The 19,752-nt window shown below is 46.9% G+C and carries 18 protein-coding genes; 8 read left to right on the top strand and 10 right to left on the bottom strand.

Translation table 11 applies throughout. The features are described from left to right. Positions 1-77: 77 nt before the first annotated feature. The gene (gene paaY / locus KO512_RS13005) at positions 78-677 is read right to left on the bottom strand and encodes a phenylacetic acid degradation protein PaaY (RefSeq protein WP_215952789.1); all 600 of its coding nucleotides are present in this window, start codon (positions 675-677) and stop codon (positions 78-80) included. Positions 678-954: 277 nt separating this feature from the next. Between paaY and KO512_RS13000 the strand changes: the two genes are divergently transcribed. Both KO512_RS13000 and KO512_RS12995 read left to right on the top strand, forming a co-directional pair. Next, positions 955-1,215, top strand: a complete 261-nt coding sequence (locus tag KO512_RS13000) for a hypothetical protein (RefSeq protein ID WP_215952788.1) — start codon at positions 955-957, stop codon at positions 1,213-1,215. 161 nt (positions 1,216-1,376) lie between these two features. Further along, positions 1,377-1,922: a hydrolase gene (locus KO512_RS12995; RefSeq protein WP_215952787.1), complete on the top strand. Its 546-nt coding sequence runs from the start codon at positions 1,377-1,379 to the stop codon at positions 1,920-1,922. 130 nt (positions 1,923-2,052) lie between these two features. Here the strand turns inward: KO512_RS12995 and KO512_RS12990 are convergent, their stop codons facing one another. Continuing rightward, a complete protein-coding gene (locus KO512_RS12990) occupies positions 2,053-2,994 on the bottom strand; it encodes a universal stress protein (RefSeq protein WP_215952786.1) in 942 nt (313 codons plus the stop codon). A 262-nt stretch (positions 2,995-3,256) separates the two neighbouring features. On the opposite strand from KO512_RS12990, the gene KO512_RS12985 reads away from it, so the two are divergent. Together KO512_RS12985 and KO512_RS12980 are read left to right on the top strand one after the other, a co-directional pair. Beyond that, complete coding sequence (locus tag KO512_RS12985) at positions 3,257-3,661, top strand: YgaP family membrane protein (protein ID WP_215952785.1); 405 nt, start codon at positions 3,257-3,259, stop codon at positions 3,659-3,661. 260 nt (positions 3,662-3,921) lie between these two features. After that, complete coding sequence (locus tag KO512_RS12980; RefSeq protein WP_215952784.1) at positions 3,922-4,479, top strand: DUF5610 domain-containing protein; 558 nt, start codon at positions 3,922-3,924, stop codon at positions 4,477-4,479. Positions 4,480-4,557: 78 nt separating this feature from the next. On the opposite strand, the gene KO512_RS12975 is transcribed toward KO512_RS12980, so the two are convergent. Genes KO512_RS12975 through KO512_RS12965 form a run of 3 tightly spaced genes read right to left on the bottom strand, consistent with a single transcriptional unit; the run spans position 4,558 to position 9,286 of the window. Continuing rightward, complete coding sequence (locus tag KO512_RS12975) at positions 4,558-5,925, bottom strand: hypothetical protein (protein WP_215952783.1); 1,368 nt, start codon at positions 5,923-5,925, stop codon at positions 4,558-4,560. Positions 5,926-5,927: 2 nt separating this feature from the next. After that, positions 5,928-6,737, bottom strand: coding sequence for an outer membrane lipoprotein-sorting protein (locus KO512_RS12970; RefSeq protein ID WP_215952782.1), 810 nt, complete (start codon positions 6,735-6,737; stop codon positions 5,928-5,930). After that, positions 6,734-9,286: an efflux RND transporter permease subunit gene (locus KO512_RS12965; RefSeq protein WP_215952781.1), complete on the bottom strand. Its 2,553-nt coding sequence runs from the start codon at positions 9,284-9,286 to the stop codon at positions 6,734-6,736. The genes KO512_RS12970 and KO512_RS12965 overlap by 4 nt, the downstream gene beginning before the upstream one ends. A gap of 267 nt (positions 9,287-9,553) precedes the next feature. Here KO512_RS12965 and KO512_RS12960 point away from each other — a divergent pair, with 267 nt between their 5' ends. Beyond that, positions 9,554-9,874: an ArsR/SmtB family transcription factor gene (locus KO512_RS12960; RefSeq protein ID WP_436792278.1), complete on the top strand. Its 321-nt coding sequence runs from the start codon at positions 9,554-9,556 to the stop codon at positions 9,872-9,874. Positions 9,875-10,184: 310 nt separating this feature from the next. On the opposite strand, the gene KO512_RS12955 is transcribed toward KO512_RS12960, so the two are convergent. Further along, complete coding sequence (locus tag KO512_RS12955; protein ID WP_252735008.1) at positions 10,185-12,917, bottom strand: bifunctional acetate--CoA ligase family protein/GNAT family N-acetyltransferase; 2,733 nt, start codon at positions 12,915-12,917, stop codon at positions 10,185-10,187. Positions 12,918-13,350: 433 nt separating this feature from the next. On the opposite strand from KO512_RS12955, the gene KO512_RS12950 reads away from it, so the two are divergent. Further along, positions 13,351-13,932 carry a HupE/UreJ family protein gene (locus KO512_RS12950; RefSeq protein WP_215952779.1) on the top strand — a complete coding sequence of 194 codons (582 nt, stop codon included), beginning with the start codon at positions 13,351-13,353 and terminating at the stop codon, positions 13,930-13,932. Between the two features lie 472 nt (positions 13,933-14,404). Here KO512_RS12950 and KO512_RS12945 read toward each other — a convergent pair whose 3' ends face one another. The 4 genes from KO512_RS12945 to KO512_RS12930 form a co-directional block, all read right to left on the bottom strand. Beyond that, a complete protein-coding gene (locus tag KO512_RS12945) occupies positions 14,405-14,653 on the bottom strand; it encodes a hypothetical protein (protein WP_215952778.1) in 249 nt (82 codons plus the stop codon). A gap of 79 nt (positions 14,654-14,732) precedes the next feature. Next, positions 14,733-15,845, bottom strand: a complete 1,113-nt coding sequence (locus tag KO512_RS12940) for an ATP-NAD kinase family protein (RefSeq protein WP_215952777.1) — start codon at positions 15,843-15,845, stop codon at positions 14,733-14,735. Beyond that, positions 15,846-16,568: a flagellar brake protein gene (locus KO512_RS12935; protein ID WP_215952776.1), complete on the bottom strand. Its 723-nt coding sequence runs from the start codon at positions 16,566-16,568 to the stop codon at positions 15,846-15,848. It abuts the gene before it with no gap. 70 nt (positions 16,569-16,638) lie between these two features. Continuing rightward, positions 16,639-17,778 (bottom strand): 4-phosphoerythronate dehydrogenase, encoded by a 1,140-nt coding sequence (locus tag KO512_RS12930; RefSeq protein ID WP_215952775.1) that lies wholly within the window; start codon positions 17,776-17,778, stop codon positions 16,639-16,641. 110 nt (positions 17,779-17,888) lie between these two features. On the opposite strand from KO512_RS12930, the gene KO512_RS12925 reads away from it, so the two are divergent. Both KO512_RS12925 and trpB read left to right on the top strand, forming a co-directional pair. Continuing rightward, positions 17,889-18,137, top strand: coding sequence for a hypothetical protein (locus KO512_RS12925; RefSeq protein ID WP_215952774.1), 249 nt, complete (start codon positions 17,889-17,891; stop codon positions 18,135-18,137). Positions 18,138-18,307: 170 nt separating this feature from the next. Next, positions 18,308-19,510 carry a tryptophan synthase subunit beta gene (gene trpB / locus KO512_RS12920; RefSeq protein ID WP_215952773.1) on the top strand — a complete coding sequence of 401 codons (1,203 nt, stop codon included), beginning with the start codon at positions 18,308-18,310 and terminating at the stop codon, positions 19,508-19,510. The last annotated feature ends 242 nt before the right edge of the window (positions 19,511-19,752 follow it).

Raw genomic sequence — 19,752 nt, 5'->3', positions numbered from 1 at the left:
CATTCAATCGGCTAAGAGTAAACGGCCATAGGCTAGCAGTCCAAATAGGTAAAAGCTCGATCTGACGATGACATGATTCAACTTTTATATTTAGGTATTGCCCCTTCAACACCCACATCTAAACGGGGGCGGTCAGCTTCAACTTCCGACAGAGCTTCAACTTCCTGCATGGTATTCATGCTACGCAGCGTCAAATCTTGATACTGACGGGTGCCTGCCGATTTCCAGTCGATCTCTTTATCGGTCAGTTCTTTGATAATACGGGCTGGCGAGCCGGCTACCAATGTACGATCAGGCACTTCCATCTTCGCTTTAACAAAGGACATCGCCGCCACAATGGATGATTCGCCCACGACCGCGCCATCCATAATGACAGAGTTCATGCCGACCAACGCATTTTTGCCAATCACACAGCCGTGAAGCACCGCACCATGACCAATATGGCCGTCTTCTTCAACCGTCGTATCGGTGCCGGGAAAGCCATGCATCACACAGGTGTCTTGCAGATTAGCGCCGCGCTTCAACTCCAAGCGACCAAAGTCACCGCGCAGACAAGCGTTAGGACCGACATAACATCCCGGCCCGACGATCACATCACCAATCAACACCGCGGTTGGATGAACATAAGCGGTTGGATCAACCACAGGCGTAATACCATCGATTGCATAGACTTTCATAATGTAATATCCACTTTCCTAATTATTCTCGTGTCGGCTCTATGTTAGCGCATTCTTATATACAGGAATACCCGTATTTATATTTTATCCAATATAATTAACATGATAAGTAACTTGTTATTAGGTGCATGATATCCATGGGCCCGTAAATGCCATCAAAGTGCTATCCATCATGGGCAGCATTATGCCTTAGCCCGCAGTAGCACCGGTGATGGGCGGCTATATGATCGTTTAGTTTGAGCGGAACGCTACCTTTATCTTTCTAGCGGTCTATGCCTTGATCTCGATGTTACCGCTCGCCTTTCAAGTGCCAGAATCACTAGCGTTTGAAGACCGTAGTTCATTACAGCCCAGTATTATCGTCGCTAATTTTACCGCGTTATTGAAACACCGGGTTTATATTGGCTATACCCTGTGTTGCAGTTTCATTTTTGCCGGCCTATTTATCTTTCTTTCAGATACACCTGTTGTACTGGTTGATTACTTTAAAGTACCTGCGCAATACTGTTGGCGACTACCGGCGAAACACACCCGTTAAACAACCAAAACCAGCCGTTAGCAAGGCCATAGCCAAATACAAACCGAGGGTATATCCTTACCAGCATTCGGTTTCTGTCGGCCTGCTTTAACTTACTCAATCAAGCATGTAAGTCCGACGTTTAAACTTGGCTTCGAGCCACTGTTATGCGGAGAATTGATATGCTGATCTACCCAAACTCATCCTGCCTACTGGTCGTTGATATTCAAGAAAAACTCGCACCGGCAATACATGAAGGTGATGCAGTTATCGCCAATGTTCGCTGGTTGGCCGAAGTCGCCAAACTCGCCAATGTGCCCATATTCACCACCGAACAATACCCCAAAGGCTTAGGCCCAACCGTTGCAGAACTGCAGGATGTTTTACCGAAAGAGGGTTTTATGGAGAAGATGCATTTTTCCTGTATGGCAGAGCCTAGCTGTAATGAGAAGATCAATAGCATCAAGCCTAACCAGGTTGTTATTGTGGGTATGGAATCCCATGTATGCGTCTTGCAAACGGCGATACAGATTAAGCAGCAAGCCCGAGAAGTGTTTGTGGTAGCCGATGCCGTCTCATCACGAAACCCCGCCGACAAAGCGATGGCGTTAGAGCGGATGCGCCAGTGTGGTATTCATATCGTGACAAAAGAGATGGTTGGCTTCGAGTGGATTCAGACATCCGGTACCGATCAGTTTAGAGAGTTCAGCCAAAACTATCTGCGTTAACATCCCTCTTGTTCGATCCATCCATACCCCGCTATAACCCTGTCAGAAAAGGAGCCTAGGCTCCTTTTCTCAGTTATCGATATTGGATGAGATGATATTGCTACTAACAGATTCATCGTCAGTAACGAGCTTAGGCAATCTCTTTAATGCTACTCATAAACCCCGCGGGTTTAATCACCATTAAATCAGCATGAAGTTCATCCAAAACCCGTTCGATAGTACTGCCGACCAATATCCGATCAATTACACCTCGAGCCACCGAACCGGCCACCAAAATATCAATATGTGCCTCTTCCACATATTCGAGAATCGCCTTATGGGGCTCTTTCTCTTTCAATGTGACGGCGGGGCTATCCGTTGTTAGACCATAGGGCTTAAGCAGTTTAGCCAACGCCTCCACATGCAAGGTTCTCACAGTCTCCTGCATGCTTTCAAAATCAGTCACTAGATGTTCATCAAAAATAACTGAATGCGGTAATACACTAAAACTGTGCATCACCTTCAAATCGCCTTCCAACACATGTACCAGACGACTAGCCCACGCCAATATAGTTTTATCCAGTTCCGCGGGGACATCACATTCGTGGAATGGATCAACCGCCGCGGCCACACGCCCACCATCAGACCAAGCTTGCTGTTTCACTAATAACAGCGGCACGGGGCATTCTCTAATCAACTGCCAGTCAGCCTGATCGAAAACATAGTGCCCAAGACGACTATGCTGTTTGACGGGATGCAACACAATATCAGGTTCAAAACGTAACACCTTACGCACAACGGCTTCTGCCTGATGACGTTGCCAGCATACATCGATATCAACCTCGATATTAAGCTCTTTGAATGATGCTGTTAAAGGCTCTAATTCCCCTTCAACATGACGCACATAAGCCTGTTCAGCACGACTAAGCGACGACTTATCAAACAGGTAGCTGTTATACAACGATGAGTTGTAACAGCAACAAAACAATTCTACTTTCGCGCCACTTCCTTCAGCCAGTCGGGCCGCCTTTTCCAACAAAAAGCTGGCATCACTGCCCTGCTCGATATTCACCAAAATCTTGCCAATATCCACACCAGAATCTCCTCAGCGGTTATAGTCTAAGCATGAGGCAAGCAGGCTATTTTGCCAACTCAATTTTTTCGATCTAGCACAAACATATCAGATTGATGATCCATACCTCAATATCAGCCACGACGACCTCTCAACAAAGCTTAAACGCTATTTAGAAGAGCCAATCCAATCTAATCTATTACATTAGCAATTACTAATTTAATAAAATATAATGATCACTCTTCATGAGAGCTTTTTTCATTAACAACGAGGTGATTTTATTATGACGCTTAACGCTGCTCTTCGACTACTGGCTGGATCTGTCATTCTTATCAGCTTGGCATTGGGAACTTATTTCCACCCAGCTTGGTATTACCTCACCGGCTTTGTTGGCCTTAACTTATTACAATCTGCATTTACGCGATGGTGTCCTGCGATGGCTATATTCCGCTTGCTCAAGTTAAAAGAGCAAACCTGCAGTACTGGAATGAGTGTGCATCAAGGCGTTCATCTTATTGCCGGTACACTGGTGTTAATCACCGTTGCCGCCTATCTCTTTTTTGCAGCACCATTCTGGGTTTTGTATATCACTGCGGTGATCGGTATAAGTCTATTTCAATCAGCCTTTACCGGCTGGTGTCCGGCCTTTACCATCGCCTCACTACTCGGGTTTAAGAAAGCCGACTAACCTTGAGAACCCTGAATTCAACACGGTAGTTAAACTACTTAAATGACAAAAATGCCGCCAAGTGCGGCATTTTTTATATATTAAAACTAAGATGAAGTCTTCAAACGTTAATCTTTTTTGCCCCCCTACCGGTCGGCTAAACGTTGCAAAAGGCCCTAATGAAAAATTTTCACGCATAAAATAGCCCAGCCTGCCGATAACACTCAGTATTACTGGGAATCGCTAAACGCAGCCCTAAACACCTTATAAAAGGAGACGATATGGAGATCACATCGATAAATCAGCCGATCACCGATCAGAATAAAACGACCGAGCCAACTCAAGCACAACAAAACAAAACTGCACATAATCAGGCTATTTTACAAGCGTCATTAGATGTCAGTATCTCCTCAGGCAATGATTCCCTGACTCTGCTTTACCGCTCTGCTGTCACCGAGTTAAATAAGGTACTCGAAACTGATCTAGGTGCGTCCGCTATTCAGACAGCCTATGATTCCGGCTTAGATGTTTCTCCAGAAGCGACTGCGGATCGGATTGTCTCGCTTAGCGCTGGTTTTTTCAGTAGCTATCAAGCACAGCACCCAGAGATGGATTATCAGAATCAGGTAACCAGTTTTGTTGATGTGATTAGTGGGGGGATCAATCAAGGCTTTACCGAGGCACGCGATATTCTTGATGGCCTAAAGGTACTCGATGGTGATATTGCGACCAATATCGATAAGACCTATGACCTCGTACAAGAAAAGCTCTCAACGCTGACCGACACATTACTCAAACAGGCACCAACGTTAGCCGATAATACAGGCGAACAGGCTTAAACCGATTTCACAAAACGGAGCCGCTGCACGAGTAAATTAAAAAACCGGGCGATGGCCCGGTTTTGTGTTTTCTACCGATCAAAAAGCGTAACGTATTCGGCCATAAACATTGCTAGCATCTTCAAATTGGCCAAAGAATGTGTTCGGTTTAGCTCCTTCAAAAATATTCGCCCCTAGCACTACACTCAAATTATCGTTATAGCGATAACTAACGGAGGGTCTTAGATAATGATCTTCATCACTGGGTGAGTAAAACGCAAACAGGGACCATACCAAATTATCCTGCCACATGCGGTAGTTTAGCCGAGTGGTATATAAGTAGCGGTATTCCTCTGGGTTATAAACCGATGTTGATGCGGCCTCTAACGCTTGATAATCCAGAGTCTGCTCAAGATAATATTGCAGGCTTAAAGTTAACCTTGGTAGCAACTCCCGCTCATAACCAAGTAAAAAACGGAACTGACTGTTAGGGAGATATGGGTCACTACCATCACTATCCTCGGCCATATACCACGCCACTTCTGCGTTCGCTAAGCCCGAACCGACATTGCCACGAACACTCGCACCTAGCACATTCAGCCTACTGAAAATCGGATTACCCGCATCATCCAGTCCATTCGGTTGCTTCTGAAAACCATGATAACCATAAAGCGCCCATTCGGTGCTCTCGATACTACCGGCAATACGAACAGAAAACTCACTATTAGCAAAACTATTGGCAGGTTCTTCTGCATCGATACGGCCCTCGGGTGCCGCTACATTTTGTCCCGCTTGGGTCGAAAACCACGAAAAACGATTGCCGTTAATATAACGGTCCGAGGTGTAATCCGGCATCCATACCAGATCAATACTCGCCGCATCACCATAATAACTCCCTTTAGCGGCCAACACTGGCGCCTTCAGATATTCGGTATCACGACCGGAAAAAAATGACTGCCAATCTTTAGGAAATAGGTCATTCAAAAACAGCAGATCGCCGGTTCCCCAGGTTAACACCTGCTGTCCTAGTTTCAGATCGGTTCGCTCACTCGGACTCAAGGTATAAGAAGCTTCTCGTAGATCCGAACGCAATCCTTCTTCGACACCATCCGCATAGAGATCTGCTTTCAACGCATAACGATCATTTCCGACAAAACCACTGGTCTCAAGACGAACCCGAAGATCAGATAACGTCGCATCATCCATCGGCGAAAAGCGATCATTTAAAGCAGGATCATAGCCCACGCGGTTTCCCAGCCCCCCTTCAATAAAGCCATGCCAGACACGAGCATTATCGTCAGCTGTACTATCATTACCCCAACTGTCATCACCCCAGTTATCATCACCCCAATCCTGCTCACCCTGTTCAGCAGCAATAGGCAGGTCTTGTTGTGCCATCACCGGCGGGGCCATGATCACAGCAAGCGACAGCAGTACCTTAGTTAAACGCGTATTGATGGCCGACATACTCATGACTCTGGACGTTTAAGCCACTGACGAGGCGGGTTGCGCAAAGAACGTTCAGAGAAAACCGAACTATCCATGCCGAGGTCATAACGGATAAAGCGAAACTCCATCGTCGTATTCGCACCGCTAACCAGATCGCTTACCCGAGACTTTGTTACCGTAGGTACGCCCTGTACCGTCTCAGTGGCTAATACTTCAACCCGACGATAGAGCTTATTATTGGTATCGTAGTACTCGGTTTTCATCGGTAACAAACTACCTTTGTCGATCCACACCCGATAACGACTAAACTCCACCGAGTTCGGGTCTTTCGGGGTATTTTCTAACACATAAAAATCATCAGTCGTGTCTACCAATGTATGCAGATCTTCTTCAGGGTTACGACCCGACACATCCTCATAAAAATAGTTTGAACCAACAAAACTGGTGCGTTTATCACCGGCGGAAATCCGTTTCACCAGATCGAGTCCCGGGAGATAAAGCCAACGGTCATCATCTTTTTGGGTATGTTTCTCCACTAAAAAAACCGTATCGCGAACATCTGCTGGACGGCTAAAAGCCACTAAAAACTGTTGATCACCACCGTCCTCATAATCTCGTCTGAGAATAGTAAACTGCCGCTGTTGTTGGCGTCCCTGAGAGTCCTGAATCAACATACGCGCCTCAGAACGTCCGTCAGCACCTTGATAATAAGAGGCAAGGTTTGCCTGCTTGACGATCTCAGACACATCGGTGAGATCCGCTGCATTTGTCTGCACTGAAGTAATCAGTGTCAGCCCAACGATCAATGTCGTAAACAGTTGTTTAATCATGATTCTCTCTCCTTAGCCGAGGATTTAACGCCAAACAAGCTATCTTTATTTTTAATCATCTGCATCACTGCTGGCAGTAACATCACTGTAACGACCGCCGATACCGCCATGATCGCGGCCAAAAAGAAGCCCACCGTAATGTAGGGGACTAACGGCGCAAATAATAACGGTGTGAAACCGATGGCCACCACCACTGCATTTCGACTGATAGCCCGCGAAGGCCCACGATAAACCTCGGCCACCGTTTGCTCCCAGTTGCCACATTGACGATAGATGGCTCGGGTACGTTCCAAAAAGTGAATAGCAAAATCCACCGACAAACCCAAGGTTAAGGCGGATAACACCGCAATCGGCATATCATAGTCTTTACCGATGAGACCAATCAGGCCATAGATAAACAGAATCGTCACCGTCAAAGGCAGCATCGACAGCAAACCAATTTTCACCGAGCGGAACAGCAGCACCATAATAAACAGCACCATGAAGAACGCCCCTATTAAGCTGTTCAACATGCCGTTTACCATCTCATCCTGCCACACCACATTAATGTACGTCAGCCCAGCCCAGTTAAGCTCCACGCCTTCAGGTAACGGATGATCCGCGACATAACCATCCACTAACGATAACACCCGACTCATATCCTGATTATCACCACTGCTTAACTGTAACCATAGCACTGTCGAACGATAATCCGGCGTCACCATATGCCACAAATCATTCGGCCGATGAGATCCCTGAAAGCTCAAGACGGTCTGAGCTGCAGCAGCTGCACTCGGTGGCAATTTATACTGATCTTCCGTGCCACCATTCAACTCACGGTAAATCGTTTTCAGCTGTGTCGGGAAACTATTGCTCTTACCGATATAATCAGACTGCTCTAAGAAGGCCTGTAATTGATCGACATACTGCAGCGCTGGCGGAGTCAGAAAGTACTTACTGTCGATCTGTGCTTTTTCGGTAAGATCCAGTAACTCAAGCCACATAGTTTCATGGGCACTGTCATCATAGCTAAGCTGATCAAACTGATTGATTAAACCATTGGTATATTCAATAAAGCTGTCGCTGTTAACGCTATCCAATCGCTGCTGTAAATCGACGCCCTCTTGCGCTGCTCGCCGGCTCAATTGCTGCTCTAATCCGGTGCGAAGATCACTGGTTTTATCCAATACTAAGAAGGCATTATAGGTGCCGGGAAAATGATGATTCATGACTCTATCGGCGACGCGCAGAGGATGATCCTGCTTAAACCAACGAACCGGATTATCATTAATCTGAATCTGTGCCACCCCGTATACACTGCCCACCACTATCAGGATAAAAAACACCAATAGACCTTTAGCGCGAGCAATAGAAAAGCGACCAATAAAAATCAGTAAACGCCCTAGCAGAGAATTATCATCTTCATCGATATTATGATCTTTCATCTGCGCCATACGCGCTGGAGAAAGACTGATAATGTAAGCGGGAACCAAGGTAATCGTCAGCAGGAACGCCAACATAATCCCGAACGCTACATGTAAACCAAACACCTGCACCGGTGGTATTGGCGTAAATGCCAATGACGCAAAGCCCACGGCGGAAGTCACGGAGGTATACAGCATTGGCGTAAACAGATGGCCTAATACCTCTTTCACCGCGGTTTTAGGATCTTCACCAGGACGGTGGCGATCGGCAAATTCAGATAAGATATGAACCGAGTCCACCACGGCAATCGGCATCAAAAAGATCGGGATCATCGAGCTCATAATATGGACGGTATAGCCCTGCCCAATCAACAATCCCATGGTAATAATGACCGATGCCATCGCTACCAGCATCGGTGCAGTAATCAACAAAAAGCTGCGGAAGAAAACCCACATCAAGATAAAAATCATCAACCCCGCCAAGGGAGCTGAAATGGCCATCTGCAGAAACATCTCGACACCGAAGGTATCTTCGGCGACTGGCAAGCCTGAAATATAATACGCATTATTGCCGCTAAGCTTATCAATTTCAGTCTGAATTAAGCCGGAAATCCGATAGCTTTCTGATTTTTGCGCAATAGGCACATAGATTCCCGCGGCCTTTCCATCACCCGACACCAGAGTATTATTCAGCAGTGGCAAGCGTTCGACCGATGCTCGAATCTGATCAATGCCAGCCTGATCTTGCGGCACCTGCTTCATCATCCATTCAAAGCGGATACTACCGGGTCCCTCTTGGGTTATATTATCGACCCGGTCGAGGGACATTAGATCTTGGCTGATGACCCCTTTCATCTGCACAATCGCATCTGAAAGCTGATGTAATTCTGATAGGCTCTGCGGATTATAAATACCCTGTGCCGCGTTATTAACCACACCCACAACGATCATGTCATGCAGACCAAACCGCTCTTTGACATGATCATGAAAAACCCGCGCAGGATTATCCGCTGGCAACATATTTTCCGGATCGGTATCCACTTGGATAGAGGGTATCTGCAACCCCGCTATCAACGTCAGTAGCAACACGCCCAAAAACACCCACTTAGGGCGGTTCATTGACAAATTAACCAGTGTAGTTCGCATCGATTGTTCCTGTTTGTGGCGATACTTTTTATAGAGGCCTGTTTATCAAAACCTATTTGAAACGACACTGTCCTATTACAACAATTTGTTACGACAGCATTCTTAATGCTGGATATTATATTAGTGTATGCTAATATTTAAAAGCACTACATTAGTAAATTGAGAATTGACCGCCGCTACAGTAGAATACCAAACCTTTGCTGGCCGTTAGTTTTATGCATAACGTTCCGTAAAATAATAAAAACAGGCGGATACCGATTGAACACAATGACCCAGCGAATGACACCCGAAACGTTAGCTATGATGAAAGTTAATTCCAGCAAAGCCGCAAAGCTCATGAAGACACTGGGCAACGAAAGTCGTCTGCTAATTTTGTGTTACTTGGATGGGAAAGAGCTTTCCGTCACCGAATTAAACGACTGTCTCGATTTGAGTCAATCCGCGCTGTCGCAACACCTAGCTGTACTACGTAAAGATGGCTTAGTTAGCACTCGACGCGAGTCACAAACTATCTATTACTCACTCTCAGGGGATACTGCCACGCGTATTATTCATACGCTTCACGAGATGTTCTGTCCCAATTTATAAACGAAACACCTTAAACCGCTTAAATCCTCTTCGCCGACCAGATATCGACTCGCTACTCGAGCGATAGCGTTGCTTCCTCTCTTGGGCTCCCGCTATAGCTCTTATGTTGACAGCCCTGCGGCAGTGCCTCTTACCATAAATGCATTATCCCCTTGAACTTAATAACAGATCGTTAAAAGAGATTCCGTTTATATCAGCCAAAGTGTCAAATAAAAAAGACGGCTGTATAACACGTCCGTCTTTTTTGCTTATCGCGTAAATCACCTAATGAGTGCTCAACCACTCAAAACGAGGCTAATGAGTATCATATTTAACTTTTTAGGCGGCTGCGTTGCCAGTCTTCTGTTGGCTCATTAAGCATCATTTCCATTTCCACCACATCTTCTTCCATATTGTAATGGTTTTTGAAACCCAGCTTTTGAGCCAATCCCTGCATGCTTTTATTCGACGTTAACGTTGACCCCATCAGCATCAAAGTTCCCCGAGCTTTACAGTAATCAATCACCTTCTGCATTAAAACGGCCCCAAGCCCTTCCCCCTGCAGATCATCTCTAATCACGACAGAGAACTCGGCTCGCACATTATCCGCATCGGTTACTGCCCGGACCACCCCCAAGGTTTCCCAACCGGGTTCCCCCTGTTTCGGAGCGGTAACAATAAAGGCCATCTCTCGGTCATAATCGATCTGAGTCCAGTTAGCTAACTCTTGATGCGTTGGAATACCACGACTGTAGAAATAGCGTAAACGGATCGACTCAGCACTCAAGGTGTTATAAAACGCGAGATGACTTGGCTCGTCTTCTCCTCGAATCGCACGTACCACCGCTTTACGGCCCGATTTACGTAACGATATATTTTCTGTCAGGTATTCAGGATAAGGCGAGATCGCTAAGACCGAAGGTTCACCCAATGATACGGCGACATCAACCGCCAACACACCGCGCCGATTCACCAGCAACGGATTGATCTCCAACCCTTTCAAATTAGGCAATTCAACCACCATCTGAGAGAGTTTAATCAGTAGGTCACTGAGCTGATCCAGATCTCGTTCCAACTGCACACTACTTTCTTTTAGCACATCGAACATATGCGACCTACTAATCAGCCGACGCGCTAAACTCAGGTTAAGGGGCGGTAGCATTACTTGACGGTCTGCCAATACATCCACCGAATACCCCCCTTTACCAAACAGCAGTACAGGCCCAAAAACTGGATCACGGGTAATTCCCATATTAATTTGTAGCGACTGATAACCCCGTTTCATCTGCTGAACACAAAAACCTTTTGGCCCTTCAGGAAACCGTTCTTGCACTCGAAAAGCCAGTTTCGTCGCCGCTTGTCTAACCTCTTCGGGGGAAAATAGATCGAGCGCTAAATCCTTCCAGCGGGGCGACTCTCTGTTGTCATAGTTAAACGGATAAACATTGTCACCGTGCATCACCTTAACAGCAACGGTTCCGCCTAGCTTCTTAGCAAGATCAACTACACCATCCACATCATCGGCGTACTCACTGTGAGATACGGGAATATCATATTGGTCAAGCAGATCGGTCGCTTCGCTGTGAGTCAGGTAATCCCGGCCCTCAGCTAGCGCATTGGCAATCAAATTTTTCGCTTGTAGATGGTTCTGCACATTGGAATCGATAAAGGGTGCTGGGGTTTGTTTCATCACCTCTTGGTTACGGCGAAATTCCACCATATGCATAAAGGCATCGACCGCCTCCTCTGGGGTAATAAAGGTCGGTAAGCCGGCAGCATTAAAATAATTACGCGACTCGATCGCGGTACTCCGTCCCATCCAGCAACTAAGAATATTACGGGGAGTATTGCGGGCAACATTGATGACTTGTTTGGCGGTCTCGGCACCGGGAGCCATACGCGTTGGTGCATGAATGACCAAGACGGCATCGACATTAGGGTCTTTGGTTAGCAGTTGAGTCACCCGCGCAAAGCGTTCTGGAGTGGCATCAGCATGCATATCGATGGGGTTTTTTAGGTTCCAGTGATCCGGTAACACCTCTTTTAACGCGGTGACGGTTTCTTCGCAAAGTTCCGATAACTCTCCCCCCTTGCGTCGCAACTGATCCGTTGCCAGTGCATTCGGCCCCATGCCGTTACAGACTAACGCCAGTCGCTCCCCTCGCATCGGTTTCATCCGCGACAGCGTTTCTAATGCGTGATATAGCTGATCCACCGTCTTCACTCGAACAACACCGGCGCGACGCAAAGCCGCATCATAAACGAGATCTTCATCCTTGATCCCCAGTGCTGGCTTATGCACTTTATCCTCATCAAAAATCATATTGGATTTCAGCACCAACACGAGCTTATTCCGCGATGCCGATCGCAGCGAACTAAGCAGGTTACGGGAAGAGCCAACCAGATGATCCAATTGAATCAGAATCGACTGCGTGTAAGGGTCTTGTGCGTAATAGTCAATGATAGATGGAAGGTCGATATCGACCCCCTCACCTAGCGTTAGAAAGTGAGAAAAACCAATCTCCTGACCATTGGCCCAGTCAATCATCGCGGTACCCAGTAAACCTGACTGACCGACATAACTCACTTTGCCCTTGCGAATATTCAGATGTGAAAAGCTGGCATTCATATGATTGCTAGACACCAGCATACCCATGCAATCGGGCCCGAGTATCCGAATACCATGAGGCTTCGCAAACTCCATTATTTCATCTCGTACCGTTTTGCCCATCGTATTTCGGGAACGAGATAGCCCGCCAGTCAGAATCATGGCTGCCTTGACACCATTGATACCTAACCGGCGTACTAAATCAGCCACACCTTCCGGTGGCGAACAGATAATGGCCAGATCAGGCATTTCAGGCAGCTTTGACAAACTGCTATAACAGGTAATACCGTGAACAGCATCGTACCCACGCTTATTCACCGCGATCAACTTACCCTCATAGCCGCCCTCTAAGAGATTATGCAGTACCACGCCGCCCATACTGTTTTCTTTTTCAGAGGCTCCAAACACCGCAATCGATTTAGGTTTAAAAAAACGTTTGAGATATCTTGTACTCAAGAGACTTACTCCATAGGCCATTAGAACCGGTCAGACATCTGATCGTACGACAGTTCTATATATTCCATATTACGCAGGTGCAGCACAAACATTATTAACGATAAATAAGTGACTAACATCATAAAGCCCAAACAAAGTGGGCAAAAACACAGTTTAGTACCAATTTATTCATTAACTGGAAAGCTACTTACCAGTTTAAGCGAACAATACACCGCATTAAGAATAGCATTTTATCATCTTTCCCTAATGACCCTTGATCACGACTCGCGCCTACGTCATTTTATAAAATCCTAACAGGCTTTCGTAATCTTGGCCTCAGATTTGCTAGTTTCTATCTATTAGATGTTCAGTGGCATCATCATAAACATGGTTTCAGATCTGCATATCGCAATCACACCATCAACATGAACCCTTACAATAATAGGTAGCATCGATGAAATTTAGCCCTTTATTAACCAGTACAGCGCTTCTTTCTCTTTTCGTTGCGGTTCCTGCTATGGCACATACTGGCCATATAACGGCTTCAAGCCTACAAGCAGGTCTGACGCATCCACTTTCAGGCTTGGATCACCTGTTGGCCATGCTCGCCATCGGCTTCTGGGCCGCCATGCAGAAAAGAACACATCAGCTCAGCATCCCTTTCACCTTTCTTGCCTTTCTGGGCCTCGGTTTTTCACTAGCCTTAAATGGCGCCGTATTGCCATTAATTGAGCAGACTATTGCCGTATCCGTACTTGTTTGTGGCCTTATCATCGCGACCACCGTCCGCCTCCCCATCGCGGTCAGTCTGACATTAACCGCACTCTTTGCCTTAGCACATGGCCAAGCACATGGGGTAGAAACCGCTGCGGGTTCCGCCCTACTCTTTGCCATTGGCTTTATGAGCAGCTCTGCACTCTTACACTTAGCCGGTATGGCCACATTTAAAGCCAGCGGTTGGATAACACCACGGATAACCCAATTAGCAGGCCTGATGCTTGCGAGTATCGGCAGCTATCTACTCATGGCAGCTTGATACCCCTGATCCAGTTGATGGGTTGCTCCACAACCTATCAACTAGATACTCCTTACGTGTCCCCGTAAGGCTTTGCTGTTTTGATCACCCAAAACAGTTTCTACATTTTTAGCCGGGCCCAGCCCGGTTTTTTTTCGTCCAAACAGAGACAACGAGCCAATACTTACAGAACCTACCGACAGGACACGTAGAAGAAAACCACGGGCTTTAAATGTACAAAACCGCTTAGCGGCTTTTATAGTCTGGTGTTAGTGAATCAATAGAAAGAACAACCATGCGATTAAATCACTACCATATAAAAATTTAACAGTGCATATCGCTGGTCTAGCATTCGTCAGATACTCCATTTTTATGCCGATCATTCAATGCCAACACTATTCCTTAAGCGGTATTCTCATCTTAATCAGAGGCAGCGCAACTTAACCTACGATGCACAGGTTAAGCATATTCGCAGAAACAAACATCTTATAACTCAATACTCATCCAACAACGAAAATGATAAGAACGTGGTAAATAGTCCTAAGCCTATAATCACCGGAGGCGATGGTATCGCTAACATGAGTAGAACAGAGCCTAACCAGATGCGGTATGCCCAACACCGTCGCTCTTTATAAGCATCGGTAAATTTTCGCCGATAGAAGTGACGACTGTCAGGATGCCGATTAGACATCCATTCGGGCAGCAGTAGCTGTAAATAGAAACGTATTAATGAGAAGCCCATGACAATACTCCTTTAATAAACCCTATATACAGCTTATCAAAGAATCGCTATTTTGCTCGTCACTGGCCGTTAAAACCGATTATAAATCGGCAACACGATAAAGAATGGCATCACGATAACCGGTGACAACCCGAATTAATCCAGCAAGTTGATGATTCAACTCAAGATCACCGCTATCCACTATCAGAGGACGGCCCTCTAGTGCTTTTATCTTGCTCTTAGTCGCCACCACAATAATATTTTCACGTCCTAAACGACGCAGCAATTCGGGGCTGAGTTGCTGATTGCCGCGACCGATAATATGCCCCTGACCGCCAATAACCGTAATCACCAGTTTAGTATCAAAGCCCGCCGTCATATCCAACAGCTGATGGGCCGTTAGGTCCTGACCGATCAATTCACCATTCTCAATCAGGTCAACGCCTAAAAGAGTATTTTCTAGCCCAAGGTTATCCATCAATGCCTGCACCGTAGACCCAGAGCCCATGATATAGCGCACATCATCTTGCATGTTTTCGGCAAAATCGGCAGCGATATCATCCAGAACCAGCTCTTCCACTTCACGGCCACCATGTTTGACATGCTGCAAAAAACGCCCCTCTTCAGGCACTAGCAACTCACCATAATACTTAGCACGGACCCGTCCCTCCCTGAACGCAGCCTCATCAATATCTCTAACCTCTTGATCAGCCAAAGTGACTAACTCACCTCGCACCAACATCGCCACCACTTCACCGGCCGCTTTGGGTGTCACCGCATAAACGCCGGAATGTATTTTCACCCCAGCAGGCACGCCTAGCACCGGTGTTGAGTCACCAATGGCATGACAGATATTACGTGCGGTGCCATCACCGCCGGCAAACAAAATAAGATCAACCCCCTGCGCCGCCATCGCCTGAGCCGCACGTTCGGTATCTTCCGCACGGGTCTGTCCAGCGGTAATACTGCCAATAACTCGAGGCTCAAATCCCGCTAGACGGGCACAGTCTTCACCCATCTCTCCAGGATAGGTCAATAGCTCGATATCCAGTCCCGCTAATGCGGCTAATGCTTGCTGCGTGCGTAAATTGGCTTTCGGTTCAGCTCCCATCGACAGCGCTTTCTGTGCCGTCGCATCGCCATCACTTCCTTTTAAAGCCACGCTGCCACCGACACCTGCCAGCGGATTAACAATCAAACCAAGCCGAAACATCTATAACTCCTGACCCGTCTGATCGAGATGACCGGTCTCCACTAAAAACTGTTGATAGACAAAGGCCGCGATGATCAGTCGGGTATCTTCATCCAACTCGAAAAACTTAAATCCATGGTTAAACAAACTGCCCGACTCAAGCGAGCTGTTATGAATATTTCTTAATTCAACCGGCACCAATAACACCTGATCAATATCACCGATTCTTAGCCGCGTCGTCAGATAATAATGTTCGCCTATATCGCCCAGCGCATACGGTAGTTGCAAACACAAACCACTCAGACTCATATCGACACATAACGCACTCGCAGGCAGTCCTTCCCGTTCAGACATCTCATCATAATCATCAATAGAGCAGCTCAAGCGAACAGGCACTCGGCTATGTCCTCGAATCCGTTTCAACTCAATTGTCTGAGGGTAAGCCAACAACCAATAGCCAAAAGGCTGATCATACTGTTTCAGTATTTTACTGGTAAAGTGACAGATCCTGTTGCCACTGATTAGACGAAGACTGGCCATGTTGCCTTCATTAATCAGCGTAGGTACACCACTGGTACTCGAAGGGGCGGAGATCATAATGCCGCCATTTTCCATATAGCCCACCAGCCTCGCCGTAAACTTTGCTCGTGGGGAACGGATCTCAACACGAACAGGATCACCAATCTGCAAACGCAGATCAGTCAGCGTTTTAGCCGTTTGAGTAGATTCCAGAGTTAAGGTCATTAGACCGGTTCCCTGTTCTGAATAAATGAATTTAAGCGATTAATATCCGCACTCCTATGAATGATCAGGGTTAAACCTTGAAACCGACCGCTTTAAGCTGCGTTGAGAGCACCTCAAGCGGTTGCTCACCGATGAACTGTGCCGCCACAAACTCCCGTCGCACGGGGTAGCTTTTACGCAACTGATCAAAGGCAAGCGGCTGATTCTCAACATCGGCTAGCGAAGCCATAAAGCGTTCATGGTCGGCCTCCGGCTGATAAACGGAATGTACGATGTCGGTCAAGGTCTGGTGGCCATCCAACCTGATCTGAGGCACGGCACCCGCCTGAGCTAAACACTCAGACAGAGTTATTTGTGGCGCGATCCCCTGATGCTGACAAAAGGCGCCATAAAGCATCCAGGTACCACGAATTTTCCCATCCAAAGAATAACCTGCAATATGGGGGGTGCCGATGCGCACTCGCTGGGCTAATAGCGAATCCACACAGGGCTCATGTTCCCATACATCCAGAATGAGGGTCACATCTGCACGTGAACGATGCCAATGCAATAAGGCCGCATTATCGATTACCGGCCCTCGCCCTGCGTTTAACAACACCGCACTGGGGCGAATAAGCTCAAGGTTCTCGGCATTTAACAAATGGTGGCTAGGGTACTCCCCTTTCGTCAGCGGGGTATGCAGGCAGATAATATCGGCTTGTTGTAACAGCAATGACAGTTCAACAAACCCCTGCTCGCCGGCAGCGGCCCTTGGCGGATCATTCAATAATAACTTAACGCCTAGCTGTGCTAGACGCTGCTGCAGTCGCCGACCAACATTGCCCACCCCAACGATACCGACGACTTTATCGGTGAGTTTAAATCCCTGCTCTGCCGCCACTAACAATAGGTTACTCACCACATACTCAGCGACCGCATCGGCATTACAGCCGGGGGCACTGGAAAAACCAATATCGTTTTTCGCCAACCAATCCATATCAATATGGTCTGTACCGATAGTCGCCGTGCCAACAAATCGTACTGGCGTATTCTCAAGTAGTGCCTGATTCACCTGCGTGACTGAACGCACCAATAATAGATCCGCTTGCTGCAGATCACTATTTTTCATCGTTCGGCCCGACACCTTGCGAATCTCGCCAAGATCACCAAATAACCGCTCCAATGCAGGAATATTTTCATCAGCAACAATGTTCAGTCTGGATGGTTTCAAAGATCACTCCAAAGGTTATAAAATCAGCTGGTTAAGGAACCAAACGCCGATTATAATTGCCCGCCTTACGGTTTGACATCATTTCTAGGCAAATAAGTTCAGGTTACTTTTTGATTATTCGTTGGCGCAAGCAACAGGATTATTTTATTGTCCGACTCTATCAGGATCTGATGGGGGACTGGGTGCTGAGCGAATCCTGGAGCAACAGGCAGAATAACAAAGATATGGTGAATCACACCATTTTTCATTGCTACCATGAAGCTCGCTCTCAATTAAGAGAGATCAGCCGACGACAGAAGTCACTTGGCTTTAAAAAAACCGCCACCAAAGAACAGCAGATCGAACTAGATTTCGGTTAACACTGATCGACAGACCACCAATAACCAAATAATTAGTCCTAATAGTTGGCATCCGCCAACAGCAGCGATATATTTCCTCTCTTGCTTCAACAATATGACAAACATTTCAGCTATTCATCACTGACGGTATCACATAGTCACGCCATCGTAGCTGAACAAAGAGAGGTTTTATGAGTAAGTTTGATTTTGCCCCGATGCCCGACAAAGAGGGATTCTTCGGTCATTACGGTGGCCAGATACTTCCCCCTGAACTAAAAAAAGTGATGGATGATATCGATCGAGCTTACGAAGAGATTCGTCATACAGAATCATTTCAAACTGAGCTGATGCAACTTAATCAGGATTATGTGGGCCGCCCAAGCCCGATCTATCATGCGAAACGCCTGAGCGAACAGCTCGGCGGCGCTCAGATCTACCTTAAACGCGAAGACCTCAATCACACTGGCGCGCATAAAATTAACCACTGCCTAGGTGAAGCGCTACTGGCCAAGTTCATGGGCAAAAAGAAAGTCATTGCCGAAACCGGCGCCGGACAACATGGTGTGGCCCTCGCCACGGCCTGTGCGTTAGTGGGCATCCCCTGCGAAATTCATATGGGTCAGGTCGATATTGAGAAAGAACATCCTAACGTCACTAAAATGAAGATCCTCGGCTGTAAACTGGTACCCGTCACCCGTGGTACGGCCACCCTTAAAGACGCTGTCGATAGCGCCTTTGAAGAATATCTGAAAAACCCGGAAGAGTTTATCTACGCCATTGGCTCCGTGGTTGGCCCTCACCCTTTCCCGAAAATGGTACGGGATTTTCAAAGTATTATCGGTCGTGAAGCCCGTCAGCAGTTTAACGACAGACATGGCAAAAATCCGGACATCATCACCGCCTGTGTCGGCGGCGGCTCCAATGCGATGGGCCTATTTACCGCTTTCTTAAACGATGATGAGGTGAAAATTGTCGGCGTCGAACCCGCCGGTAAAGGGCTGGACACCAAAGACCACTCCGCTACCTTAACGCTAGGCACACCCGGCGAGATCCATGGTTTCAAATGTTATGTCCTACAGGATGAGAATGGCGAGCCGCTGCCGGTTCACTCCATCGCATCGGGCCTCGACTACCCCGGTGTCGGCCCGCAACACTGCTATCTGAAAGATATCGAACGGGTTGAATACCAATCCGTCACCGATGACGAATGCCTGAATGCGTTTATGACCCTCTCCCAAGTGGAAGGCATAATCCCTGCACTAGAAAGCGCCCACGCCGTTGCTTGGGCGATGCGTGAAGCACCGACGCTTGGTAAAGATAAAACCATTCTGGTTAACCTGTCTGGCCGAGGCGATAAAGATGCCGATTATGTGGCTGAGAAGTTGGGTCTGTAAGCTCTAAAACAAATAGAAAGGATTAGATCTTTTTAATCACTTAGTTAAAACTTGGTGATTAATCTAGTCCTTTCTACCGTCCTTCCAAACCCTTCTACAAACTTACAAGCTAATCGCACGCGGCTGAGAGTTCTTTTCTAAATTAAAACTACTATACACCTCTAGTAATATATGAATCGGCCAACTCCACCCAGCCCCTACTATCACTGGATTTTAAAAAAGCCATCAAAGATAAAGCTTCG

It is taken from the genome of Amphritea atlantica (assembly GCF_018860855.1).
In the GTDB taxonomy this organism is placed as follows: domain Bacteria; phylum Pseudomonadota; class Gammaproteobacteria; order Pseudomonadales; family Balneatricaceae; genus Amphritea; species Amphritea atlantica_A.
This window is presented reverse-complemented; position numbering and strand designations above follow the sequence as displayed.

Coding starts and splice junctions, on each gene's coding strand:
- KO512_RS12935 (WP_215952776.1), bottom strand. CDS start 16,568: ATGACCTTAACTCTGGAATCTACTCAAACGGCTAAAACGCTGACTGAT.
- trpB (WP_215952773.1), top strand. CDS start 18,308: ATGAGTAAGTTTGATTTTGCCCCGATGCCCGACAAAGAGGGATTCTTC.
- KO512_RS12995 (WP_215952787.1), top strand. CDS start 1,377: ATGCTGATCTACCCAAACTCATCCTGCCTACTGGTCGTTGATATTCAA.
- KO512_RS12965 (WP_215952781.1), bottom strand. CDS start 9,286: ATGCGAACTACACTGGTTAATTTGTCAATGAACCGCCCTAAGTGGGTG.
- KO512_RS12960 (WP_436792278.1), top strand. CDS start 9,554: ATGACCCAGCGAATGACACCCGAAACGTTAGCTATGATGAAAGTTAAT.
- KO512_RS12950 (WP_215952779.1), top strand. CDS start 13,351: ATGAAATTTAGCCCTTTATTAACCAGTACAGCGCTTCTTTCTCTTTTC.
- KO512_RS12980 (WP_215952784.1), top strand. CDS start 3,922: ATGGAGATCACATCGATAAATCAGCCGATCACCGATCAGAATAAAACG.
- KO512_RS12985 (WP_215952785.1), top strand. CDS start 3,257: ATGACGCTTAACGCTGCTCTTCGACTACTGGCTGGATCTGTCATTCTT.
- KO512_RS12945 (WP_215952778.1), bottom strand. CDS start 14,653: ATGGGCTTCTCATTAATACGTTTCTATTTACAGCTACTGCTGCCCGAA.
- paaY (WP_215952789.1), bottom strand. CDS start 677: ATGAAAGTCTATGCAATCGATGGTATTACGCCTGTGGTTGATCCAACC.
- KO512_RS12940 (WP_215952777.1), bottom strand. CDS start 15,845: ATGTTTCGGCTTGGTTTGATTGTTAATCCGCTGGCAGGTGTCGGTGGC.
- KO512_RS12975 (WP_215952783.1), bottom strand. CDS start 5,925: ATGTCGGCCATCAATACGCGTTTAACTAAGGTACTGCTGTCGCTTGCT.
- KO512_RS12970 (WP_215952782.1), bottom strand. CDS start 6,737: ATGATTAAACAACTGTTTACGACATTGATCGTTGGGCTGACACTGATT.